20 protein-coding genes, 1 other RNA gene and 2 pseudogenes are annotated in these 24,123 nt (G+C 57.2%); 13 read left to right on the forward strand and 10 right to left on the reverse strand.

The window, feature by feature from the left end:
- The first annotated feature begins 100 nt into the window (after positions 1 to 100).
- Both mnmC and EF096_RS10945 read left to right on the forward strand, forming a co-directional pair.
- Complete coding sequence (gene mnmC, locus EF096_RS10940; RefSeq protein ID WP_123889672.1) at positions 101 to 2,128, forward strand: bifunctional tRNA (5-methylaminomethyl-2-thiouridine)(34)-methyltransferase MnmD/FAD-dependent 5-carboxymethylaminomethyl-2-thiouridine(34) oxidoreductase MnmC; 2,028 nt, start codon at positions 101 to 103, stop codon at positions 2,126 to 2,128.
- 82 nt (positions 2,129 to 2,210) lie between these two features.
- Positions 2,211 to 5,000, forward strand: coding sequence for a hybrid sensor histidine kinase/response regulator (locus tag EF096_RS10945; RefSeq protein WP_123889673.1), 2,790 nt, complete (start codon positions 2,211 to 2,213; stop codon positions 4,998 to 5,000).
- Here EF096_RS10945 and EF096_RS10950 read toward each other — a convergent pair.
- Positions 4,978 to 5,736: a sulfite exporter TauE/SafE family protein gene (locus EF096_RS10950; protein WP_123889674.1), complete on the reverse strand. Its 759-nt coding sequence runs from the start codon at positions 5,734 to 5,736 to the stop codon at positions 4,978 to 4,980. The two genes, EF096_RS10945 and EF096_RS10950, sit on opposite strands and share 23 nt — an antisense overlap.
- Positions 5,737 to 5,808: 72 nt before the next feature.
- On the opposite strand from EF096_RS10950, the gene EF096_RS10955 reads away from it, so the two are divergent.
- From EF096_RS10955 to EF096_RS10965, 3 genes are all read left to right on the forward strand, one after another.
- Complete coding sequence (locus EF096_RS10955) at positions 5,809 to 6,057, forward strand: YheU family protein (RefSeq protein WP_123889675.1); 249 nt, start codon at positions 5,809 to 5,811, stop codon at positions 6,055 to 6,057.
- Between the two features lie 106 nt (positions 6,058 to 6,163).
- Positions 6,164 to 7,339: a Na/Pi symporter gene (locus tag EF096_RS10960; RefSeq protein WP_123889676.1), complete on the forward strand. Its 1,176-nt coding sequence runs from the start codon at positions 6,164 to 6,166 to the stop codon at positions 7,337 to 7,339.
- A 17-nt stretch (positions 7,340 to 7,356) separates the two neighbouring features.
- Complete coding sequence (locus EF096_RS10965; RefSeq protein WP_123889677.1) at positions 7,357 to 7,581, forward strand: hypothetical protein; 225 nt, start codon at positions 7,357 to 7,359, stop codon at positions 7,579 to 7,581.
- Positions 7,582 to 7,595: 14 nt separating this feature from the next.
- Here the strand turns inward: EF096_RS10965 and EF096_RS10970 are convergent, their stop codons facing one another.
- Complete coding sequence (locus EF096_RS10970) at positions 7,596 to 8,336, reverse strand: substrate-binding periplasmic protein (RefSeq protein ID WP_123889678.1); 741 nt, start codon at positions 8,334 to 8,336, stop codon at positions 7,596 to 7,598.
- A gap of 70 nt (positions 8,337 to 8,406) precedes the next feature.
- Between EF096_RS10970 and EF096_RS10975 the strand changes: the two genes are divergently transcribed.
- Both EF096_RS10975 and EF096_RS10980 read left to right on the forward strand, forming a co-directional pair.
- Positions 8,407 to 8,775: a hypothetical protein gene (locus tag EF096_RS10975; RefSeq protein ID WP_123889679.1), complete on the forward strand. Its 369-nt coding sequence runs from the start codon at positions 8,407 to 8,409 to the stop codon at positions 8,773 to 8,775.
- A gap of 107 nt (positions 8,776 to 8,882) precedes the next feature.
- Entirely contained in the window at positions 8,883 to 9,752 is an 870-nt protein-coding gene (locus tag EF096_RS10980) for a pirin family protein (protein WP_123889680.1), read from the forward strand.
- Positions 9,753 to 9,776: 24 nt separating this feature from the next.
- Here the strand turns inward: EF096_RS10980 and recR are convergent, their stop codons facing one another.
- Genes recR through dnaX form a run of 3 tightly spaced genes read right to left on the reverse strand, consistent with a single transcriptional unit; the run spans position 9,777 to position 12,777 of the window.
- The gene (gene recR / locus EF096_RS10985) at positions 9,777 to 10,376 is read right to left on the reverse strand and encodes a recombination mediator RecR (protein WP_123889681.1); all 600 of its coding nucleotides are present in this window, start codon (positions 10,374 to 10,376) and stop codon (positions 9,777 to 9,779) included.
- A 22-nt stretch (positions 10,377 to 10,398) separates the two neighbouring features.
- The gene (locus EF096_RS10990; RefSeq protein WP_123889682.1) at positions 10,399 to 10,725 is read right to left on the reverse strand and encodes a YbaB/EbfC family nucleoid-associated protein; all 327 of its coding nucleotides are present in this window, start codon (positions 10,723 to 10,725) and stop codon (positions 10,399 to 10,401) included.
- A gap of 18 nt (positions 10,726 to 10,743) precedes the next feature.
- Positions 10,744 to 12,777: a DNA polymerase III subunit gamma/tau gene (gene dnaX, locus EF096_RS10995; protein ID WP_123889683.1), complete on the reverse strand. Its 2,034-nt coding sequence runs from the start codon at positions 12,775 to 12,777 to the stop codon at positions 10,744 to 10,746.
- Positions 12,778 to 12,983: 206 nt separating this feature from the next.
- Between dnaX and EF096_RS20945 the strand changes: the two are divergent.
- A pseudogene (locus EF096_RS20945) lies at positions 12,984 to 13,781 on the forward strand (MCP four helix bundle domain-containing protein); the annotation flags it as partial.
- 153 nt (positions 13,782 to 13,934) lie between these two features.
- Positions 13,935 to 14,639: a methyl-accepting chemotaxis protein gene (locus EF096_RS20950; protein ID WP_408003380.1), complete on the forward strand. Its 705-nt coding sequence runs from the start codon at positions 13,935 to 13,937 to the stop codon at positions 14,637 to 14,639.
- A gap of 134 nt (positions 14,640 to 14,773) precedes the next feature.
- On the opposite strand, the gene ffs is transcribed toward EF096_RS20950, so the two are convergent.
- The 5 genes and pseudogenes from ffs to EF096_RS11020 form a co-directional block, all read right to left on the reverse strand.
- Positions 14,774 to 14,870: signal recognition particle sRNA small type (gene ffs, locus EF096_RS11005), an RNA gene on the reverse strand.
- A gap of 75 nt (positions 14,871 to 14,945) precedes the next feature.
- Entirely contained in the window at positions 14,946 to 15,734 is a 789-nt protein-coding gene (locus tag EF096_RS20955) for a methyl-accepting chemotaxis protein (RefSeq protein ID WP_372237893.1), read from the reverse strand.
- A 69-nt stretch (positions 15,735 to 15,803) separates the two neighbouring features.
- Positions 15,804 to 16,622 (reverse strand): annotated as a pseudogene (locus EF096_RS20960) (HAMP domain-containing protein); the annotation flags it as partial.
- Between the two features lie 244 nt (positions 16,623 to 16,866).
- Complete coding sequence (locus tag EF096_RS11015) at positions 16,867 to 17,796, reverse strand: AEC family transporter (protein WP_123889686.1); 930 nt, start codon at positions 17,794 to 17,796, stop codon at positions 16,867 to 16,869.
- A 45-nt stretch (positions 17,797 to 17,841) separates the two neighbouring features.
- Complete coding sequence (locus tag EF096_RS11020) at positions 17,842 to 18,492, reverse strand: thiopurine S-methyltransferase (protein ID WP_123889687.1); 651 nt, start codon at positions 18,490 to 18,492, stop codon at positions 17,842 to 17,844.
- Positions 18,493 to 18,602: 110 nt separating this feature from the next.
- On the opposite strand from EF096_RS11020, the gene EF096_RS11025 reads away from it, so the two are divergent.
- From EF096_RS11025 to EF096_RS11040, 4 genes are all read left to right on the forward strand, one after another.
- Positions 18,603 to 20,348, forward strand: a complete 1,746-nt coding sequence (locus EF096_RS11025; protein ID WP_123889688.1) for a potassium/proton antiporter — start codon at positions 18,603 to 18,605, stop codon at positions 20,346 to 20,348.
- A 69-nt stretch (positions 20,349 to 20,417) separates the two neighbouring features.
- Positions 20,418 to 22,802 (forward strand): heavy metal translocating P-type ATPase, encoded by a 2,385-nt coding sequence (locus EF096_RS11030; protein ID WP_123889689.1) that lies wholly within the window; start codon positions 20,418 to 20,420, stop codon positions 22,800 to 22,802.
- Complete coding sequence (gene cueR / locus EF096_RS11035) at positions 22,799 to 23,188, forward strand: Cu(I)-responsive transcriptional regulator (RefSeq protein WP_123889690.1); 390 nt, start codon at positions 22,799 to 22,801, stop codon at positions 23,186 to 23,188. The genes EF096_RS11030 and cueR overlap by 4 nt, the downstream gene beginning before the upstream one ends.
- Entirely contained in the window at positions 23,185 to 24,111 is a 927-nt protein-coding gene (locus EF096_RS11040; protein WP_123889691.1) for a LysR family transcriptional regulator, read from the forward strand. The genes cueR and EF096_RS11040 overlap by 4 nt, the downstream gene beginning before the upstream one ends.
- Positions 24,112 to 24,123 lie beyond the last annotated feature (12 nt).

The raw sequence follows: 24,123 nt of genomic DNA on the forward strand, positions 1-24,123 counted from the left end.
TGATATTACCTAATATGAGTTGAATATCAGCCTGAGCCAACGCAGCAGTCTGCTCTTGTCAGCGTTACAATAGCTCCGACTTTTTGATTCCGGAGCAACAGTGACAGAGCCAACTTCCTACCACGCAGAGCTGGACTGGATAGAGGGTGGGCAACCATTTTCCATCCGATATGCCGACGTCTATTTCTCACGTGATGCTGGCCTGGATGAAACACGCCATGTTTTCCTGCAACACAACCAAGTAGCCCAGCGCTTTGGCTCACTGCCAGCCGAATCACGCTTCTGTATTGGTGAGACCGGATTTGGTACCGGACTCAACTTCCTGGCTGCCTGGCAGCTCTGGGATCAGATTGCCCCCAAGAGCGCACACCTGCATTTTGTCAGCACCGAAAAATACCCGCTAACACCGACGGATATGCGTCGAGCCTTGAGCATCTGGCCTGAACTGGCCGAATGGACTGACCAGCTGCTAGCGCAATACAGCGGTCTTGCGCCAGGCTGGCAACACTTTGGTCTGGCCGGAGGCCGCGTAACCCTGACACTGCTGATTGGCGATGTGTTCGATACCCTACCGCAGCTGGATGCCAGCGTGGACGCCTGGTTCCTGGACGGCTTTGCGCCGGCCAAGAACCCCGATATGTGGCAACCAGCCCTATACCAGCAGATGGCGCGGCTATCTGCACCCAATGCCACGGTCGCCACCTTCACCTGCGTTGGCGAGGTGCGTCGCGGCCTGCAAGCAGCGGGCTTCAGCATGCGCAAGGTCAAGGGGTTTGGCCGCAAGCGAGAGATGCTGAGCGGCGAACTGGGGGGCCAGGTTACGCCCGGATGGCAGCCGCCCTGGTTCGCCAGACCGAAACCACCACAGCGCACTGAACGCCACGCGTTGGTTATAGGGGGTGGCCTCGCCGGCTGCAGCACCGCTCACGCGTTGGCTCGACGCGGCTGGCGCGTAACCTTGCTGGAACGTCACTCAGAACTAGCGCAGGAGGCGTCAGGCAACCCGCAAGGCATCCTCTACGCCAAGCTCTCGCCGCATCACCCGCCACTGTCGCGCTTCATTCAAAGCAGTTATCAATACAGCCTGCGTACACTGCGACGTGAGCTACCTGAGGGCGAGCACAACTGGCGAGCCTGCGGCGTACTCCAGCTGGCAAAAAACGCCAAGGAAGCCGAGCGCCAATCACAGTTAGCCGCTCAGGACTACGCAGCCGATTTTCTGCATACCGTCAACGCATCGCAGGCCAGCGAACTGGCGGGCGTAAAGATTAATACCTCCGGGCTTTTCTTCCCTAGCGCTGGCTGGGTCAACCCACCAGCGCTATGCCGCCAACTGGCACATCATGCGCTGATCGACATTCAACCACTGGCGAGTGCAGATCGTCTGCAGCGTGAAGACGGCAACTGGCACATTATTGATCAGACTGACGACACGCTGGTCAGCGCCCCGGTCGTCATTATCTGCTGCGCCCATGAAAGCGCTCGCTTCCAGCAAAGTGGTCACCTGCCGCTGAAGGCTATTCGCGGTCAGATCACCCACTTGCCGGCCACCGCTGATAGCCTCAACCTGAAAACGGTGCTGTGTGCAGATGGCTACATATCACCCGCCAAACAGGATCAGCACCACCTGGGCGCCAGTTTCCGCTTTGATCGGCTGGACAACCAGCCCAGTGCCGAAGAGAACCTCAGTAACCTGGACCTGCTTGCCGCACTATCGCCACAACTCAACGATAGCTTTGCGCCGTATCGCGAACAGGCCGATGAACTACAAGCCCGAGCGGCACTGCGCTGTACCGCGCCTGATTATCTCCCGCTGGTTGGCCCCATCGCCGACCCCGACCCGTTCAACCAGTGCTACGCGATACTGGCCAAGGATGCCTCGCAACAGCCCGATTCAGCAGCGCCTTGGCATCAAGATTTGTATATCAACGCCGCGCACGGCTCACGTGGTCTGATCAGCTGCCCTCTGAGCGGCGAGCTGGTGGCGGCCTGGATCACCGGCGAACCGCTACCACTGCCAAGGGACCTGGCAGAAGCGGTACATCCAAACCGCTTTCTGTTACGTCGCCTGATCCGTGGCGAGCAAACCGGTAGTCAGAAAGGCACGCACGGCTTATCACCAGATTGACCAGGTTGTGCTAGCCTTTGGCCAACGCCATCGCACCACAAAGACAATAATCAGCTGATGGCTTGATCAGGTAAGAATACCGATGCGCGAGCGCCGCTTAAGCCTGCTGTTCCTTGTTCTGATGCTCTGGCACTGTGGGGCGAGTTCAGCCAACACGCCTGTGCCTACAGAGCCTATTTCAGCGCAGCTTGCCGCTGTGACCCTGGACACCAAGACTCCGCGGGTCAACCTGGTCTCACACTTGCAGATCTTTGAGGACCCCAGCGCCAGCATGTCGCTGGACCAGGTGTTGCATAAGACGACCGCAAAAGACTGGCGCACTACCAACGGCAAGCATGTTAACCAGGGCAAGAATGATTCGGTTTGGTGGCTACGCTTTACCCTGCGCAACCCAAACGAGCTGCCGCTGGATGCGGTAGTTGAGGTCAACTACAACCTGCTCGATCAGCTGGACCTGTACCAACTTGGCACAGATGGCGTTCAGCACCAGCAAAGCGGCGATCACATCAGCGAAGCGCAGCGACCTATCGAAGTGCGCAATCACTGGCTGGCGGTAACCCTGGCGCCCGGTGACAACCCCTTCTACCTGCGCGTTGAAACCACCAGCACCGTAGTCGTTCCGCTATATGCCTCTACCTGGCCGGCCAACGCCGTGGCGCAGGAAAACAGCTCTCTGGCTGCGGGGCTGTTCTACGGAATCATGCTTGGCCTCTTTGCCTACAACCTCTTCCTGCTGGTATCGCTGCGCGAGGTAACCTACCTCTGGTACCTGATCTATGCCTTCAATATGATGCTGTTCATGATCGCGTTCGACGGCGTGCTATGGAAATGGGTGGCACCGGGTAATACGGTGCAGTCGCTGTCAATTTATACCCTGATGTTCATGCACTGCGCCGTGGCGACGCAGTTCAGTCGGCACTTCCTGCATACCGCAGCGCACTTCCCGCGCCTCGATCGCCTGCTACAGGCCAAGATAGTGCTTGTCTTGCTGAGCATGGTGCTGCTGCCGCTGATCAGTCATGACCTGTATAACCGAGCAGCAAGCCTGTTCGTCCTGGTCAGCTCTGCCATCCTGCTGTTCAGCGGCTTGCGCGTGTGGCGTGCGGGCTTCCGCTACGGTTCCTATTACACCTGCGCCTGGGTGCTGCTGCTCTGCTCGCTGATGCTGTCTACCGCAGGCTCACTCGGTTATGAGTTCTTTGGTTCCTCCTACGGTACGACCTGGGTCAAGCTGGGTATCTGCGTAGAAATGTTCATCCTCTCGCTGGGCCTCGCCGATCGAATCAAGGCACTACAGGAAGCGCGCTACCAGGCTGACGAGCAAGCACGGCAGGCACGTCTGGAAACGCAGGCGCAGAGCCGTTTTCTTGCCCGCATGAGCCACGAAATTCGTACCCCGCTAAACGGCGTACTGGGCATGCTGCAGTTGCTGCGCGACACCCGACTGGACGGCACACAGCGTTATTACCTGGATACCATCAGCAAATCAGGCAATACCTTGATCACGGTTATCAACGATATCCTCGACTTTGCCCGCCTGGAGTCCGGAAACGTCGAGCTGGAAGCAATTGCCTTCGATCCGGAGGAACTGGTATCCGATACTGCCAGCCTGTTTACCGCGCAAAGCCTGAACAAAGGCCTGAGTCTTTACTGCAGCCTAGCACCCGAGGTACCTGGCCAATTGATCGGTGATCCGACCCGGCTCAAGCAGGTACTCCTCAACCTGCTTGGCAACGCGGTCAAGTTTACCGAACGTGGCCATGTAGCGATCGATGTGACCGGTTTGCCCGACAAGGACCAGACAGGACTCTGGCAACTGCGTTTCAGGGTGACCGACACCGGCATCGGCGTTGCGGTCGAGGCCAGGAAAAATCTGTTCCGCTCTTTTACTCAGGCAGACAGCAGCACGACCCGACGCTACGGCGGCAGCGGCCTCGGACTCACGATCAGCCAAGAACTGGTTGGCCTGATGGGAGGCCAGATCAGCCTGGTCAGCGAACCTGACAATGGCGCCTGCTTTGATTTCACTATCGCGTTGCCTGAAGCCGCCGCTGAAGTAACGCAAACAACCAGCATCGACAGCCGGGTGCTGCTCGTCGCAGCGCAACCCAGAGCGCAACTTACCTATCGCTTACAACTGGAACGCCTCGGCTGCAATGTCACCTGCTGCGCCCTGGATGACCAAAGCCAACAACCGGCAATCGCAGGCTATGATCTGCTGGTATTGGCCACTGCAGGGATAGCGGATGCCCCCCTAGACCGGCTGGTGCATTCAGCTCTGCAACAGCAGCTAAAAACACTCTTGCTACATAGCCCAAATACTCAGCCCGCAACCTCTGTAGCGCCCCCGGGTTTAATCACTCACAGCACGCCCGTGTTACCAACGCAGATGCGCGAACTGATGCGGCAAGTAAAAGCCTTGGATCACGATGCTGGCGCTAACAACATCCAGAGCCGCGACAGCGCAACCGAGCAGACGGGTGGGCATCTTTTAATCGCAGAAGATAACAAGGTAAACCAGTTGGTCGTGCGCACCTTACTGGAGAAGGTCGGCTATAGCGTTGACATTGCAGTCAACGGCGCCGAGGCCTTAAGCGCCTACCGGGATGATCCACAGCGCTATGACCTGATTCTGATGGACTGTGAGATGCCCGTACTGGACGGCTTTGAGGCAACGCGACGTATCCGCGCCCATGAGCAACGCGAACACCTAAGACGCATACCTATTGTGGCGCTGACTGCCCATGTTCTGGACAGCCACCGCCTCGAGGGTATGGCGGCAGGTATGGACGACTACCTGGCCAAACCTGTCCAGAGCACACCCCTGTACAGCAGCCTGAAACGGCTGATCAGGCAGCAACCAAGCCGATAACCCCTTCATAGAAAAGTTTGCCACCGGTAAAAAACAGAAAGATATAGCAAAGACGATAGATTAACTGCTCATTGCTACGCTGCAGCATCCAGAAACCCAACCGCACACCAATGGGCGCGAGCGGCAGCAAAACCAGAGAGGTCAGCAAATTCTCGGTGGAAAACTGGCCCAGATATACATAGGCCGGCACCTTTACCCAGTTGACTACGGTAAAGAACACCGCAATGGTGCCCATCAACAATGTTTTTTCCAGGCGTTGCGGCAACATATAAACGTTGATAGGTGGGCCACCAGCATGGATACCAAAACTGGTAAAGCCGGATATCATGCCCCAGAAACTGCCACGCCAAAGACTGGCTGGACGCGGGTCAGCAACACCCCTGCGCAACAAAATATTCAGCGTAAACAGTAAGGCAATGCCGCCGATCAACAGCTTGATATGGGAATCGTTAAGATAGCGAAAAGTCAGCGCACCCAACGCCACCCCCACCAACGCTGCCGGCAGAATAATACGCAGGTTGGTTTTATCCCAGCGGCCCCGAAAGGTCCGCAGCGCGACCAGATCCATGGCACAGAGTATCGGCAACAGAATCGCTGCGGCCTGCTGCGGCGCCACGACCATCGCCATCAGAGGGACTGACAGGATGGCTATGTTGCCGCCGAAGCCACCCTTGGCAATGCCATAGAGCAGGACGGCAGGTATGGCGTACAGGTAAAATAGCGGATCAGTAATCATTGCAGGTCAATCGGTCAATCAAGGGCCTGCGAGTGTACCATTGCACTTACAGTCATCCGAGAAGTCGACCCCATGCTGATCCCTTACCAAATGCTCGAAACCGAAACCCTGCAACGCCTGCTCGAAGATTTCGTCACCCGTGACGGCACCGATAATGGCTTTGAGGACAGTCTTGAGCAACGCGTTGCGCAGGTACGCAAGCAGCTTGAACGAAAAGAGCTGTTGATCGTATTCCACCCCGATACTGGAGACGCGAGCCTGAGCCACAAGCGCGACGTACCGCCCGACATGCTGAGGGACTTCCTGGCCGCACAGGACTAGCCACAGCACCCTGTCATCGCAAATTCATCCCGTCGTCATGTTTTCACCGCAATCGCGGCAGACAGTAGAAGGCCAGCATAACCTTCACTGAAACAGGACGCCCTGGATGAGCAGCCAAGCCCCCTCTATTGCGCAGGAACCGCTTTCACAAGAACCTACCCAGCCCGCCAGCCGCCAATGGCTCTCCTGGTTGACCGTGGTGGTATTGGTGTATTTACTGCTGGCGGCCGTCGGTGCCATCGGCGGTGGTTTCAAGGCAGCGGCTGGCGCCAATGCCAAAGAGCTTTTCGCCTTCGCCACCAACCCCTTTGTCGGGCTGATGATCGGGCTGGTCGCCACCGCACTGATCCAAAGCTCCAGCACGGTAACCTCGATCATTGTTGGCCTGGTAGCGGGCGGCCTGCCGGTGCAAATTGCCATTCCCCTGATTATGGGCGCCAACATCGGCACCTCGCTGACCAGCACTATCGTTGCACTGGGTCACGTGCGCAACGGTGAGGAGTTTCGCCGTGCCTTTTCTGCCGCTACGGTGCACGACGCTTTCAATATCCTGGCCGTGATTATCCTGCTACCGATCGAGCTGCTTTTTCACCCATTGCAGCGCAGCTCGGAAGTCGTCGCCGCACTCCTGGTGAGCGACGCCAGCCTGGACATGGGTAGCGTCAATCTGATGAAAACCGTACTTGCGCCCGCCATTGACCTACTCAAGCTGTGTGTATCCTGGCTACCAGGATCTGTCTGGCAGGGTATCGCCTTGATCCTGATCGGCGTGGGCATGATTCTGTTTGTCGTCTCAGCTATCGGCCGTGTGCTACGCAAGGTGATGGTGGGGCGCGCCAAGGATATAATGCACGCCAGTGTTGGTCGCGGGCCGATCTCAGGCATGGCGTCCGGCACCGTTATTACTGTGTTGGTGCAATCGTCCTCAACCACGACTTCACTGATCGTCCCACTAGCCGGCACCGGCGTTTTTTCGATGCGCCAGGTTTACCCTTTTACCCTAGGCAGCAACATCGGCACCTGCGTAACGGCCTTGCTGGCCGCCACCGCTATAAGCGGCGACAACGCGGTGCTCGCCTTGCAGATCGCACTAGTTCACCTGTTCTTCAACCTGCTGGGCATCGCTGTTATCTACGGCATCCCGTTTTTACGCCAGATCCCACCGCGCCTTGCCGAAGGCCTGGCCACATTGGCTCAGCGCAACAAACTTTATGTTGCCGGCTACATCGGCGGCACCTTCTTCGTGCTACCACTCGCACTGATCGGCATCGGCCAAATTTAAACGCAAGGAGCGAACCAATGAGTCAACACAGTCGACAGGAAACCGAAGAGCGCATAAAGGCCTTGCGTGAATCACTTAACCAGTTGGAAAACCAACTGGCTCATCACCAGGACAACGATGAAAGTCAGCACGACCTTATCGAGCATCTAGATGAATTTATTGATGCGGTAGACCACAAGGTACTGAGCCTGAGAACCTTCTGGAACAGTCTCAAGAGTGAATGGCAAAAAGGACGTAACTGAAGTATTCGCCCGCATCACTGAGCAGCGTAGCGCGCCACGATGCGGGCATACTCACCGCTGGCGCGAAGCGCTGCCAAACCAGTATTGAAGCGGTCTCTTGCTGCACTATCAACAAAACCAACGCTGTAAGGCGTAGGCGCAAACAGCCGATGAATGGTTATCGGCTGCGCTACATCGACCTGTCCAGCTATGAGCGGATTAAACGCGTTAAAAATCCGCTCATCAGCCACCACCGCATCCACGCGACCTGCATAGAGCAGCAAGCTACGGATAATCTGGCGCGGTTCTTCGCGGTACGCCGGATTACGCCCAACCATGGCAGCATACTCAGCACCCAGCATATAGCGTGCGCGCTGGAAAGCACTCACCGAGAGCGCGTCCAGATCCGCTATACGCTGTAGCACAATATCCCTGCTGGCCAGACTAACGACCACGTTCTGATACTCGATGTAACTGTCAGAATAGAAAGCGCCCAGATCGCTGGCGCTGCCAGTAGTCGCCATGGCATCCAGCTCACCTTGCTTAAGCATACGATGCAGGCGCTCAGCCGGCGCATAATAGGGTCTTAACTCATCACCGCCCTCACGCAGCGCAGCCGCAACCAGATCATACTCGAGCCCGCGTGACTCATGTTCATAGACATAGGGCGGTTTACTAGCACCAAACCCCACCCTCAGCGTCGCTGCGATCGACTGCGACACATGCGCGCAGCAAAAAACCAGCAAGCCCACCAAAACTGCCCTACAACGCTGCATTTATCGTCCCTTTTCTCAGCGCAATACCCTTCTTTACTTCACCGCGGGTAACAACGCTTCATTTGCTCGCTTGGAGCTCGGCGTCTATAAGGCTACCATTAACACTTGGATACCCAAATACGAGGTCATGATGAAACAATTTTCAGCACTGCTGCTTGCCGGATTATTCTGCCTGTCAGCCACTCAGGTCTCTGCTGATACAGCCCCTGAACCGGAAGTCTGCACGCCGAAAATAGCCATCGACAAGGCTGGCGTAGTAGCTCAAATGATTTATGACATGACCAAGAACAATCCTGACAAAGCTGAAGAGTTGCGCGACCGCATGAATCAGCTGCAGGAAGAGAACCCTGCAGACAGCAGTTTTGATGCCTGCCAAGCTTATCAACGGCTGATCGATGCGCTTGACCATGATGTCGAGGCCGCCAAAGCCGGAGCATGACCTGGCAGCATGATCAGCAAAACAGATACGAATGACGCAATTATTGCGTTATTAAATCGAATTATCTGTTACTACAATGACGCATCGCTTAACCAAGGAGGTGCGTCATGTCCCAGCTCAAGAAACGAGATCTGCTTGAAGCCATCGTCGGCCAACCTGCGTCAGATGGCGACGGCGTCAAACTTACCCGTGTGTTCGGCGGCAGCAACAGTGCACGCTTTGATCCATTTCTGATGCTCGACGAGTTCGGGTCAGACAGCGCTGAAGACTATATCGGCGGCTTCCCATCGCATCCCCACCGTGGTTTTGAAACTGTCACCTATATGCTTGAGGGCAGAATGCTGCACGAAGACCACATGGGTAATCGGGGACTGCTTGAGCCCGGTGGCGTCCAGTGGATGACAGCAGGACGAGGCATTATTCACTCCGAGATGCCGCAGCAGGACCACGGCACCATGCGCGGGTTTCAGTTGTGGGTGAATTTGCCAGCAGCAGAAAAGATGCAGCCGGCTCATTACCAGGACCTGCCCGCTGATGCCATCCCCGAATACGCCACTGGCAACGGTGGCTCACTCAAGGTAATTGCCGGGGCGCTGGAGCTGAACGGCGCAGCAATGTCGGGGGCTATTACCGGCAAGTCAACCGAACCACTCTATCTAGACCTTCACCTGACACCCGGCGAACAGGTGATACTGCCTGTGCCTGGTAGCCATAACCTGGTGAGTTACGTATATGAAGGTGACATCGAGGTGCACGGCGAGGAGCGCCAGGCCGGCCTTAAAGCCGGCCGACTGGGTCGCTTCGATAAAGGGGATCTGCTAGAACTCAAGGCAGGCGGCCAAGGCGCTCGACTGCTGATCATCGCCGGTAAACCTATTGGCGAGCCAGTGGTTCAGTACGGGCCCTTCGTGATGAACAGCGAGGCCGAGATACACCAGGCGGTGCGTGACTTCCAGCAAGGCACACTAGCCGGCTGAACGCCTTGCCAAGCCGCACTCAGATCAGAGTACCTGGGTGCGGCCTGCCAGCGCATGCGCCAGCGTGCCGCCGTCGATATATTCCAACTCACCACCCAGCGGTACACCGTGAGCAATACGCGACACCTTGATGCCGCGTGGACGCAGCAAGCTGGCGATATAATGCGCCGTCGCCTCGCCTTCCACGGTCGGATTGGTTGCCAGTATGACTTCCGTCACCTCGCTACCTTCCAGACAATCGACTAACGCGGGCACACCTATCTCATCCGGCCCCATACCATCAATAGGAGACAGGTGCCCTTTCAGCACAAAATAACGCCCATTGAAGCCACCGGCCTGCTCAACTGCCCACACATCAGCCGGGCTCTGCAAAACACAGAGCAAGCTGGCATCACGCCTCTCGTCTGTACATATCTCGCAGAGCTCAGTCTCACTTAGCGTGCGACAGCGACGACAATAGCCCACACCGGCAATCGCCTGATCGAGCGCCTTGGATAAATGCGCAGCCGCAGCGCGGTCGCGCTCCAACAAATGCAATGCCATGCGCTGGGCGGTTTTCGGGCCTACACCCGGCAAGCCGCGAAGCGCTTCGATCATTTGCCGAATCAAGGGGCTAAAACTCATCTAGGTATCGCCTTCAGCTGGTTCAGAACGGCATCTTGAAGCCGTCGGGCAAATTCATGCCTGCGGTCATACCGGACATCTTCTCCTGGTTTTCCTTTTCCAGCTTACGCACCGCGTCATTGAATGCGGCAGCGATCAGGTCCTCAAGGACCTCTTTCTCTTCCTGCATCAGGCTGTCATCAATGCTAACCCGACGCACATCATGGCGGCCGGTCATCACCACGGATACCAGGCCAGCACCAGACTGCCCGGTCACCTCGGCATTAGCCAACTCTTCCTGCACCTTGGCCATTTTTTCCTGCATCTGCTGAGCCTGCTTCATCAAGCCTGCCATGCCACCTTTCATCATGATTCTGTCCTCTAACGATTAAATAACGGGCGCATCGATGGGGCGGATACTGCCCTCACAAATTTCAGCCGAAAACTCACTGCACAGACGTTGGACCATAGGATCACCGTTAATACTCGCCTCGGCTGCCTTCTGCCTCGCCGCCTTGCGGCGTGCAGCCGCAATCGCCGGCGTTTCCTGTTGCGGCGCCTGCACCTCAACTTCCAGGCGGATATCACTGCCTTGCTGAGCACCAATGGCCTGCTGCAGCCGCAACCGATGATTTTCGTTGTATAGCGCACTGTGGCCGGGATCAAGGTGCAGCTTCCAGGCTCCACCCTCGTTTGCGACCAGCTCACAGTGTGCAGCAATACTCTGGGTCAGACCGGACAATCCAAGCTGATCAAACAATGCCAACCAGTGTGCAGCCACACCCGTCGCCGCAGGCAAACTGCTGATTTCGTCAGCACTATCAACTAAAGCGTCCTCGACGGCCATGACCGGCTCATCTGACCAGTCGCCCAGATATTGAGAAACATCCAGTGGCTCTTCATCGTCCTCACGGTCGGGCACGTCATCCTGCGGCGGCGCTTCCAGCCATTCGGCCGGCGGTTCATTCGGTGGCGGCTTAACCGGAGTACGCGAGTTCAGCGGTTGCTGTGGTGTCGGCACTGCTGCGGCAGGCGAGCCATCGTCCGCGTGATCGTCAACCGGCCGGGAATCTTGCTCCACCTCCACGGGGGCAACATCCTGTTGCGCATCGCCGTGTTCACCGGCCACTTCAGGGGTCACCCTAGCAGCTGGCTCGGACGCATTGGAGACTTTGGCTGGGCTGTCGGGTGAGCCCTGAGATAGCTCAGCACCGGCTGCTGGCCTCTCGCTTGCGGGCTCAGCCTTGGCCTGGCTGAGTCCGACCGGCTTTTCCGGCGCGGGATCAGGCGTTTTGGCCTGACTGGCTGGCGCGCTGACCGTCGGGCCATCACCCAGGGTGCCTGGACGAAACGCCAGCATCCGCAGCAACGCCATTTCAAAACCACCGCGCGGCTCCGGGGCCAGCGGCAAATCGCGACGGCCATGCAGCCCCAGTTGATAAAATAGCTGAACGTCTTCTGCACTGATGCGCCCGGCCAGCTCCAACAGGCGAGCTTGGTCACCCAAGCTGTTGTCTGCTGCCTCGGGCACCACCTGAGCAATAGCCAAGCGCTGCAAGGTAGAAATAAGCTCCGCCATCACGCCAGCAAAATCAGCGCCCTGCTCAGCCAGATCGGCGACAGCCTGCATTAATGCACGGGCGTCATGGGCTACCAACGCCTCCAGCAAGCCAAATACCTGACCATGGTCAATAGTACCAAGCATGCTGCGCACCTCGGCCACCTGCAAGGCTCCGTTACCGAAAGCAATGGCCTGGTCGGTAAGGCTAAGCGCGTCGCGCATTGAGCCGTCAGCGGCACGGCCGAGCAACCAGAGCGACTCGTCATCAAAACCAACAGTCTCCTCGTCAAGCACATGACGCAAGTGCTCGACGACCTTCTCTGGCGGCATATTCTTCAGCGAAAACTGCAAACACCGCGACAAGATGGTAACCGGCAGCTTCTGTGGATCGGTCGTCGCCAGCAAAAACTTTACATGCTCAGGCGGCTCCTCCAGCGTCTTCAACAGGGCATTGAAACTGTGGCTGGACAGCATGTGCACTTCGTCAATCAAGTAAACCTTGAAGCGGCCACGCGACGGCGCGTACTGCACGTTGTCCAGCAGTTCGCGGGTATCTTCTACTTTGGTGCGGCTGGCCGCATCGACCTCAATCAGGTCAACAAAACGCCCCTCGTCAATCTCACGACAAGCGGAGCACTCCCCGCACGGCTCGGAACTCACCCCCCGCTCGCAGTTCAGGCATTTGGCAAGAATACGCGCGATCGTGGTTTTACCCACACCGCGGGTGCCGGTAAACAGATAGGCGTGGTGCAGCCGGTTGTTATCCAGCGCGTTGATCAGCGCCTGCAACACATGCGTTTGCCCAACCATTTCACGGAATAGACGGGGGCGCCACTTGCGGGCTAATACCTGATAACTCATTGGCTAGGTTCGGTTCCATTGGTTCGAGTGCTGGCGGATAATGTATCGCAAGCAGGGGCGACAATGCGAGGGAAAGAGGCCTTTATGGCCTGTCACATGGTAGTGATTTCAGTGAATAGCACCCAGTAGGCGTTCGAATGCGCCTGCAGACCGATATTCATTGCCTGCGACATCCCACCTTCCCGTATTTTCGGATTGCTACATTAATGAACAAACTGAATAACCTGACCATCAAGACAAGACTGGTTGGCCTGATTATCTTTGCGGTATTGCTGCAGGTACTGCTGAGCGTCGCTGCCGTGAGAGCCATCAGCAAGTCAGCCGACTCGCTGGAAACTGTCTATCTGGATCGTCTGGTACCTACCGGGCAACTGGGCCGGATCAAGTATGAGCTGCAACATATACAATCCGAGCTATTGTACGCGCTACAGCACGCCCCCTCACAACCGCTTAGTGCGAACCATAACCATGCGATAGATCAGCATATCAACTCCGTTACAGCGGCCAGAAAGCGAGTAACGGATGACTGGAAAGCTTACCTGGCAACCTACCTCACAGCGGAAGAAAAGCAGCTCGCCGACACCGCAGCACCGCAGCTAGAAAACTTGCTCATACAGGGTATCGACCCCACTGTTTCCCAGCTGCAACAACAGCGCTTTGCCGAAGCCAACCAAAACTTGCTCGGCACATTGCAACCTTATAGCCGCGCACTGGATAGTACCTTCGACAGAATGCTCGACCTGCAACTGCAGATAGCCGAGCAGGAGTACCAATCGGCCAGAACCGCTTATCGAGACAATCTGGTATTTGCAGCCGTCACTACTCTGCTGGCGATCACTGTGCTCGCGCTGCTGGCGTGGGGCATTATTGCCGGCATCAGTGCAGCCGTTGCGCGCCTCGAAAACGCCAGCAATCAGCTCGCAGAGGGGAATCTCACCGCCCGCACCAATGATCGCAGCAAGGACGAGCTTGGCCGCATCAGCCAGGCCTTTGACCGCATGGCCGAACGCTTCCAGCAAACCATCAGCCAAGTCGCCGGCTCCAGCAGCCAACTGGCGACCGCAGCAGAGGAAACCTCCGCGATCAGCGTGCAAACCGGCAGTGGAGTGCGCCAGCAAACCCACGAAGTAGCTCAAGTCGCCACCGCCATGCACGAGATGACCACTACCGTTCAAGATGTGGCTCGAAACGCGGCAGGAGCAGCAGAAGCATCACACCAGGCCGAACAGGAAGCCCAGCAGGGGCGCAAACTGGCTACCCAGACTATCGACGCCATCCAAACCCTGGCCGAAGAAGTTGAGCGCGCTGCCGACGTTATCCAGAGCCTGGAAAAAGAAAGCGGCAACATCACATCAGTACTGAGCGTCATCCAGGGTGTTGCCGAGCAGACCAATCTACTGGCGCTGAACGCCGCTATTGAGGCTGCGCGCGCCGGCGAGCAGGGTCGCGGCTTTGCTGTGGTAGCTGATGAGGTACGTGCACTTGCTTCGCGCACACAGCAATCCACTACCGAGATTCAAAGCATGATCACCCGCCTGCAAGCGGGTGCCGACCAAGCCGTCAGCGTAATGCAAAGCAGCAGAGAAAAGGCAGGACGTGGCGTAGAAGCCGTCGGGCTGGCCAGTGACCGCCTGCTGGCAATTACTGATGCCGTAACGCGCATCAACGACATCAATATACAAATCGCCTCAGCGGCAGAAGAGCAGTCGTCCGTTGCCGAAGAAATCAACCGCAACATCAGCAACGTAAACGATATCGCTCAGCAAACCAGCACCGCATCAGAGCAAAGCGCTGCGACCAGCGAGGAACTGGCGCGATTGGCCAACGACCTGCAACAACTGATCAGCCACTTTAGGGTCTGACCGGAGCGCGCCTGCCTGGCCGCAAAACCAGGCAGGCGCGCACGGCTTTGCACCCAAACAAACGCGGACTATCTGTTTGCCGGCGAAGCTGACTTAAGAAGAGGGAAGAAACAAGAGGTAAATATGGGTGGCAACCCTGCCAGCCACACCCCGGCACACGATGTAACCGCTGTGGCTGCTCCCTTCCGGGCCTGACCAGGTTCACGGCGAATCATTGCGAGGGGACCGGCAGGGTCACCATAGCGGCCTGAGCTGATGTCAGGCCGCGCTATTGTAACGGCTTACCCGTAAGTTACAACCCGAATATCAGGTTTTAAAGCGACCAACCTGTTGTTGCAGTGTGGCAGCCAAGCGAGCCAAGGCGTTACTGGCGTCACGGCTCTCCTGCGAAGACTGCGCGGACTGGTTGGAAAGATCGCGAATACCACTGATATTGCGTGCGATGTCCTCCGTTGTCTGGCTCTGCTCTTCGCAGGCAGCGGCGATTTGGGCGGCCATATCGTTAATCCGCATCACCGAAGCTGACGTCTCTGCCAGCGAGCTTTCGGTCGTCGTTGCCCGCTCAACGCTTTGCGCGGCCAACTCTGCGCCGCGCTGCATAACAGTAACGGCTTGTCCGGCACCGGCCTGAAGCTTCTGAATCATCTGCTGAATATCGCGAGTGGAATCCTGCGTCCTTGCGGCCAGAGCTCGCACTTCGTCAGCCACCACCGCAAAACCTCTGCCCTGCTCACCAGCTCGCGCTGCTTCGATCGCGGCGTTCAGCGCCAGCAGGTTGGTTTGCTCGGCAATGCCTTCAATGACGCTCAACACACCACCAATCTTGTCGGTATCCTGCTCCAGGTTATCGATAACCCCGGCGGCTTCCGCCACGTCAGCGGCCAAACGACGCAAATCATTCATGGTCTGACCAACAATATCGGACGCTTCGTGCCCCTGCTTATCGGCAGTACTGGCAGCATCAGCTGTGCTGTGCGCGTTATCAGCGACCTCGTGAATGGCAGCACTCATTTCGGTCGCGGCGGTGCTGACCTGGTCAATCGCCAAATGCTGCTCGTTGACCAACTGCTCCTGCCCAGTGGCAATAGCACTCATCTCCTCAGATGCAGAAGCAACCTGCAAAGTCGATTCCGCGACCTGCTGGATAAGCGTCTGCAGCTGCTGCAGAAAATCGTTAACGGCCTCGCTAAGCAGGCCCAGCTCATCCTTGGAATGAACTACAACGCGCTTGGTAAGATCACCTTCGCCATCGGCGATATCGCGAATCCGCTGCAACAGGTCCTTCAGCGGATTGATAATCAGCCCCGGAAAGAAAGCGATCATCAAGACGCAAACTACAACCCCGACCCCCAGGACCATGGCCACCCGTGCATGGCTGGCATTGGCATCCTCTTCAGCCTCGATGCTTTCCTGCGCCGCTTCGGCATTGACCAGCTCGGTCATCTGGTCGATCAGGCCACGCGCCTTACTGAACTCTTCATAGCCGCGATTAAAGCTGGTTTGTCTCGCCTGCTCTGCGTTACCGGCAGCGGCCATGCGCACGTTTTCCAGAGAGGTACGCTTCCAGACGTCAAAAGCGCGTGCAAAGTCCGCAGCCAGGGCCTTGCCTTCGGGTGATACCGTGGCAGCGCCGTACTTGGCAATACGATCACTGGCCTGTTGCATATTACCGGTTTGGTCATCGGCCAAACCGGGGAAATCAACACCTGCCAGCAATGCCCGTTCGGCCTGAAGAGCCTGGTAAAGATCGCGGTCTGCTTCGAGAATGGTAGAGCTCTGTGGTAACAACTCTTGAGATACCCTGATCAATCGACTTTCAACATTATTTACCGCCGATATGGCGGAAAAACCCAAAGCGACGAATAAGGCGGCTAGAACCAGAATAGGCAGGGTGAGCTTCCAGCGGAAACCCAAGTTGCGAAATAGACTAATCATGAGTGTGCACTCTTTATTTATTGGCAGCGATATCGAGGGACGTCTCATGCGACCCTACCTACTCCTTGGAGGCTTGTAACGACCGCATGTGAATAGCTTCCGAGAGCACTCCGGAAAACACCAATATCCTTGGCTTGCATCAGATCACAACGCGGCGAACCGCAGGTAGACTCCCTACCCACAATGCTTGGCTTCCTATTTTAAGTATCGACTAAAATGCCCAAAGCATTAACGACTTTTAGTCGTTTTCAGAATAAAAACCCTTGGCTTACAAAAAAATGGCGCCTCACCACTATGCGATCATTGGAAACACAAGTGCGATTACCAGCGGGATGTAGACCAGCGCGACCAAGGTGCTCAACAAAGCCGTTCCAGCCACCTGCTGTGGACTCGTATCCAGAAGGGTGGCGATAACAACGGTGTTGGCCGCAATGGGCGTGATCGAGATGAGTAGGATTGCGCGATAAACCGCCGCATCGTAGATATGCAATAGCTGACTGTCGAGCAACCAGAACACCAATGCAGCCAGTGGCCAACTGACAAACTTGCCAAAGAACGCCAGCGCCGTGAACCGCGGATTGCCCGCCAAACCTTGAAAGCTAAGAATGCTCATGCCAATGATCATCATGCCAAGGACGCTATAAGCACCCCGCAGGTTGTCGAACAGGGGCATAAAAGCTGCGGGAATACTGACGTTGCTGTAGTTGAGCGCTACAGCCAGAAAGAATGCGTACAACGAAGGCAGACGAGCAACCTTGAGCACGCAGTCACGCACCCCAAAACGGCCACGCGCCGCCAGATAGAATCCGACCGAGTTTTCGAACAGCGTGGTACCCAGCATGCAGACGATGTAGATACTCAAGCCTTGCTCGCCGAAGAGCAGAAGTGCCACCGGGATACCAAAATAACCGGTATTACCAGTGCCCACCGATAACGGGATCATATTGGCACTGCCGTCATGTAACCAGCGGCGCGCGACAAACAAATGCAGTAGCCCAAGCAACGAGCACAAACTGAAAGTCAAAAAAGGCAGCATGACCACCTCAGTCGACAGCGGCGCATTCATCACCCCGGCAAAAATCACGGAAGGCGTCACTATGTACATCATGATGCCGGCAATGTGCCTGCCGCTGGCATCCAGGTAACGGCCCGCAACCCAACCCAAGGCCACAGTTGCGTAAAGCGGCAGCAGTTTATATACCAGAGCTAGGGCGGCCAGCATCGCAACTCCGCGAACAGTAAGGACGTTAAAATAAGAACAGCGCCTTCAGTTTTGAATACGGTATACCCGCTCAACTAGCTGATCCATACCCTGCGCGGCAAAGACCGCATGATCGGCCAGCACATCCTGCTCATCAAATAGTTCAATGCGGCAGCCCGCAAACAGACTGTGTACCTCATCGTCCGGGACGCTGAAGGGCGGCCCCGGCCTTTGCTGCTGCGGGTAGTCGAGGGTCACCAGCAGCATCTGCCAGCCCGGCGGCAATATGGCTCGAGTATGTGCGACATAGGCACGGCGCATATCGGGCGGCAAGGCTATCAACGCAGCCCGGTCATAGACTGCAGTGATGTCTTTCATCTGCTCGGCGGTGAGCTTGAAGAAGTCGCCGCACAGCAACTCAAAACCTGCGCCTATGGCAACATCAAATTCATCCTGCTGCTGCCATGTAAGGGCCAGTTTCTGTTCACTGATAAAGGACTCGATTGCAGTGCGAGCAAGCTCCACCCCCTGGACCTCATACCCCTGGTCACGCAGCCAGAGCATGTCCAGACTTTTGCCACACAGCGGCACCCAGACCCGTGCACTCGGACGCACCTGCAACGCAGGCCACCAACGACTGAGCAGCGGATTTATTCTGCTCTTGTGAAAGCCTGTTTCCCCGCGCTGCCAGCGGGTTTGCCAAAATTCTGCTTCCATACTCACCTCTTGCCACGCAAAGTGTTGACTATACAGTATTTTTATTACTCATCAGGCTGGGAGGCTATATAGTAGAGGTGTCTATCATTCGGCTTTCAGGCAAGCGCTAAATGGATTACATCAACACCATCTTTATGATTGGCGCGCTGCTGCTTTGCTTCAGCGTACTCGCTAGCTCACTCTCTTCCCGGCTGGGCATCCCGCTGCTGCTGATCTTTCTCGTGATCGGCATGCTGGCAGGCGAAGACGGGCTGGGCGGTATTGCCTTTGAGGACACCAGCAGCGCGTTTCTGATCGGCAGCCTTGCCTTGGCCATCATCCTGCTTGATGGCGGCATGCGTACTCGCGTGGAGAACTTCCGCGTCGGTTTATGGCCGGCGATGTCGCTGGCCAGTCTTGGTGTACTGATTAGCGCCACCCTGACCGGCGGGCTCACTGCCTGGCTGCTGGATCTACACTGGCTGCAAGGCTTGCTGCTGGGCGCCATTGTGGGTTCCACCGATGCTGCCGCCGTCTTTTCCCTGCTTCAGGGCAAAGGCCTGAACCTCAAGCAACGCGTTGGCGCTACCCTGGAAATCGAATCCGGCTCCAACGATCCGATGGCGATCTTCCTGACCATTACCCTGGTTGAAATGCTGTCTAGCGGACAGACCAGCTTTAGCTGGAACTTCGCCCTCTTGCTGATCGAACAATTCGGTATTGGCGCGCTCTGCGGCCTGGGCGGCGGCTTTTTGCTGGTGTGGCTGGTTAACCGAGTACATTTGCCGGTGGGGCTTTACCCGCTACTCATTACCAGCGGCGCCATACTGGTCTTTGCCGTCACCAACAAAATTGGCGGCAGCGGGTTTCTGGCGATCTATTTGACCGGCCTGATTTTGGGTAACAAGCGCGTGCGCAATCTGCAGAACATTCTGCAGGTGCAGGACGGTATGGCCTGGCTCAGCCAAATCGGCATGTTCCTGATGCTCGGGCTATTGGTCACGCCCAGCGAAATGCTGATCATCGCGATGCCTGCGGTATTGATCGCGCTCTTCCTGATTTTGGTTGCTCGGCCGATAGCGGTTCTCATCTGTCTGGCGCCCTTTGTGTTTTCCTGGCGAGAACGCCTGTTTATCGCCTGGGTTGGGCTGCGTGGCGCAGTCCCGATCATACTTGCGCTCTTTCCATTATTGGCCGGGCTGGAGCAGGCACAGCTATTGTTCAACCTGGCTTTTGTCGTGGTACTGGTTTCTCTGCTGCTGCAAGGCTCCTCATTGCCTTGGGTTGCGCGGCTATGCAAGGTGGAGATTCCACCGCAACCCGAGCCGCTGCAGCGCACCAGTCTGGATACCGCCATACAGGGTGATTTCGAGCTACTGATCTATCAATTGGACAACGCCAACTGGTGTGTGGGTGTCGCCCTGCGCGACCTCACTATGCCGACCGAAACGCGCATTGCAGCACTTTTCCGCGGTAATCGTCTGCTGCATCCGACCGGTAGCACCCAGTTAGCGCTGAACGACGTGCTCTGCGTTGTCGGCAGACCCCGCGACCTTCCTGCACTGTCCAAGCTGTTCAGTAAAGCCCAGGCGCCGCGCTACCTGGAGAGCCGAAACTTCTTCGGTGATTTCATCCTGGAGGGCGACGCGCAGCTGGGCGAAGTCGGCAAATTCTATGGCTTTGATGTGCCACAAGACATGCAGGACCTGACTTTGGCTGCTTTCTTCAGCCGTCACTTTGGCGGCCACCCGGTGGTCGGCGACCATATTCAATGGGAAGGCCACAGTTGGGTCGTTGCCGCCATGGATAACGACTGGATTCTCAAGGTCGGCCTGAAACTGGGTGAAGGCAGCGGCGGTCCCAAATTGGGTTTTTAGTGCCGCCGCTTGACCCTCACATCGTGTCAAGGTGCATGCTGAGTTCATCAGCAGAATTGGAGAACCCACATGCAGACCATTACCCTGACACTGGGCGGCATGAACTGCGGCAGCTGTGTCAGCCGCGTCGAACAGCTGCTATCAAGCACAACAGGCATTCAGCAAGCGGAAGTCAACCTGGCCGCCAATAGCGCCCGGTTCGACTTCACCACCACCGAGGAGCTGCGTTCTGTCAGTGCTCAACTGGACAAGGCGGGTTACCCGGCAAAGCGAGAAGAGCGTCAACTTCAACTCAAGGGTATGAACTGCGGCAGCTGCGTGCGCCGTGCAGAACAGGCTTTGATGAATGTTGCGGGCGTGCTCAGCGCCGAGGTCAACCTGGCTAGTCAGCAAGCCCGTATCACCCTACTCAAAGGCGCCGATGAACAGTTGGTATTGGATGCGCTAGCTAATGCTGGCTATCCCGGCCAGTGGCTGGACGCCGGCAAACATCAGGACGGCGAACAGACGAGCGAGCTGCGCAAGGAGCGGACCTGGCTGATACTGGCTGTCGCCTTTACCCTGCCCTTGGGTATAGGGATGATCCCTGCCCTCTTTGGCAATCACAGTTTTATGCTGCCGCCCTGGCTCCAGCTGGTGCTTGCCTCGATAGTGCAGTTCATCTTTGGCGCACGCTTCTACAAGGGCGCCTGGCATGCGCTGCGTAATCGCAGCGGCAATATGGACCTGCTGGTTGCCCTGGGCACCAGCGCCGGCTGGGCCTTGAGCACATGGCACCTGCTGCAGGCCGCGCCCGGCGAGAATCCGGCGCTCTACTACGAAGCCTCCGCAACCATTGTCAGCTTTATTCTGCTTGGCAAGTATCTGGAGAGCCGCGCCAAAGGGCAGACGCTTGAAGCCATACGCGCGCTTAGCGCCTTGCGCCCCGACACTGCTCGCAGGCGCACCGGTAACGCAGAGGACCAACTGGTGCCACTCGACCAGATAATGGTCGATGACCTGGTCGTGGTCAAACCCGGCGAACGCATCCCTGTGGATGCCGAAGTCAGCGACGGTGCCAGCCATGTGGACGAGTCGATGCTGACGGGTGAAAGCCTGCCGGTGAGCAAAGAGCCTGGCGACAGCGTTAGCGCGGGCGCCATGAATCAGGACGGCCTGCTGCTGCTGAAAACCCGCGCAGTAGGCGCAGAGACGCGGCTGGCCCAGATTGTCAGGCTGGTAGAGAGTGCACAATCGTCCAAAGCGCCGATACAACGCATGGTAGACCGCGTCAGCTCGATCTTCGTACCTATTGTCATGCTGATCGCATTATTCACCTGGGTAATCGGCAGTCTGATTATTGGGCCAGAACAAGCTCTGCTCAATGCCATAGCCGTGCTCGTTATCGCCTGCCCCTGCGCACTGGGTCTGGCGACACCTACCGCGATTATGGTCGGCACCGGCGTGGCAGCAAAGCACGGCATTCTTATCCGCGATGCCATCGCTTTGGAGCAAGCGCATCAGGTTGATACCGTGGTTTTCGATAAAACCGGTACCTTGACGGTGGGCCAGCCCTCTCTCACCAATTTTCAGTTGCTTGAGGATATTACGCAGGAGCAGGCATTGGCTTGGGCGGTAGCTATTCAGCAGCAGGCAGAGCATCCGCTTGCGCAGGCAGTATGCGATTTTGCCCAGGCGCATTCAGTCAGTGCGCCGGCAGCCAGCAGCTTCAAGGTCTGCGCGGGACGAGGCGCTCAAGGAATGGTGGACGGCACGCAACTATGGCTTGGTAACGAGCGCATGATGGCCGACCAGGGTATTGACCTATCGGCTTGGCTCGTCGACGTCCAGAAACAGGCTACCGCCGGTGCGACAATCTCCTGGCTGGCCGCCGACAACCCGCCACGCGCAGTGGCTATGCTAGCCTTTGCCGATACCATCAAGCCTAGCGCAGCCGCAGCCGTTGCCCGCCTTCACGACCAAGGCATCAAGACACTGCTACTTAGCGGCGACAACCAGGCCGCCGCAGACTCAGTCGCGCAAAAACTGGGGATACTGCAGGCTCGGGGCGGTGTACTGCCGAATGAAAAAGCAGAGGTAGTACAAGGTCTGCGTGCTAAACATAGTGTGGTTGCCATGGTGGGTGACGGGATCAACGATGCACCAGCGCTGGCCGCAGCGGATATCGGCCTGGCTATGGCCACGGGCACCGACGTTGCAATGCACAGCGCTGGCATTACGCTGATGCGCGGCGACCCCCTGCTGGTTCCTGCAGCGCTTTCGTTATCGCGGGCTAGCTGGCGTAAAATCAGACAGAATCTGTTCTGGGCGTTTGTTTACAACTGCGTCGGTATTCCTCTAGCGGCGGTAGGCCTGCTGAATCCGATGCTGGCTGGTGCGATGATGGCCGCTAGTAGTGTTTGCGTGGTCAGCAACGCACTGCTGTTGAAGCGCTGGACCCCGGAGAAACCATGAACATCAGTCAAGTCGCCAAGGCCAGCGGTCTCAGCGCAAGAATGATCCGCCACTATGAACAGATCGGCTTGGTACCCGCGCCGGCGCGCAGTGAATCCGGCTACCGCCAATATACGCAAACGGATCTGCACAGCCTGCGTTTTATCCATAGCGCACGTGAGATGGGCTTCAGTATGGAGCAAATAGCACAACTACTAATGCTATGGCAGGATCGCTCACGTAGCAGCAGCGAGGTCAAACGTCTGGCGCAGCAACACCTGCAGGAACTGGAACAGAAGATTGCTGACCTGCAGGCCATGCGCAACACATTGGCTGACCTAGCCAACTGCTGCCATGGCGATGACCGACCTGACTGTCCCATCATTGAATCACTGGCGAGCCGATGAGTGAACAATCTCCGCTGGACCTAAAGTCACTGCGCCACTTTGCAGCCCTGGTTGAACACCAGGGCTTTATCCGCGCCGGTGAAGCTATTGGCCTTAGTCAGCCAGCATTAAGCCGCAGTATCCAGACGCTGGAGCACCGTCTGGGCTGCGCCCTGATCAAACGCGGCGGGAAGGGCGTGGAGCTGACACCGCAGGGGCAACTGGTACTCGCGCACGCCAAGCGTCTGCTGGCCGGTAGCACGGCACTGAAGAATGCCTTGCGCCAGTTCAATGATCTGGAAGACGGCGAGCTGCTGATCGGCGCTGGCCCTTTCCCTGCAGCTGATCTGCTGCCACGCGTTCTGGGCCAGTTCAACCAGCGCTACCCGGGCGTGCGAGTCAGGCTGGAGATTCAACACTGGGTTGCACTGCGGCGCCAACTGCTGGCCGAAGAACTCGAGCTTTTTGTAGCGGATATTCGCGAACTCGAGGGCGACCCATTGCTGCAGGTGGAGCCGTTGCAGCAGGAGCCAAGCCTGTTGTTCTGTCGCGCGGGCCACCCGCTAATCAAGCAAGCCAAACAACTCACGCCAGCACAATTAGCCGAGTACCCGTTAGCGAGCTTCCGGCTACCTGGCGTGATTGAGCAATTGCTGCAAGACACCTTTCCGCGAGATACACCGCTGATCAGTCTGGAATGCGACAACCTGGACGTTCTCAAACGACTGGTAATGAACTGCGACGCGTTGAGTTTTGCCAGCCACAGTACATTGGCAGCAGAGCTGGCGCGGGGTGAACTGGTGCTGCTCGACTGGCCCAAGCTCATGCCCGGCACCAGTTTTGGCCTGGTAACCCGTCTGCAACGCCCGCTTTCTCCGGCTGCGATTGCCTTTATCGCGATGTTGAAGGCTGCAGCCGTTAGCCCAGCGCCTGTTGCGCACTAACGCAACAGAACG

The organism is Pseudomonas neustonica (assembly GCF_003797945.1).
GTDB classification, from domain to species: domain Bacteria; phylum Pseudomonadota; class Gammaproteobacteria; order Pseudomonadales; family Pseudomonadaceae; genus Halopseudomonas; species Halopseudomonas neustonica.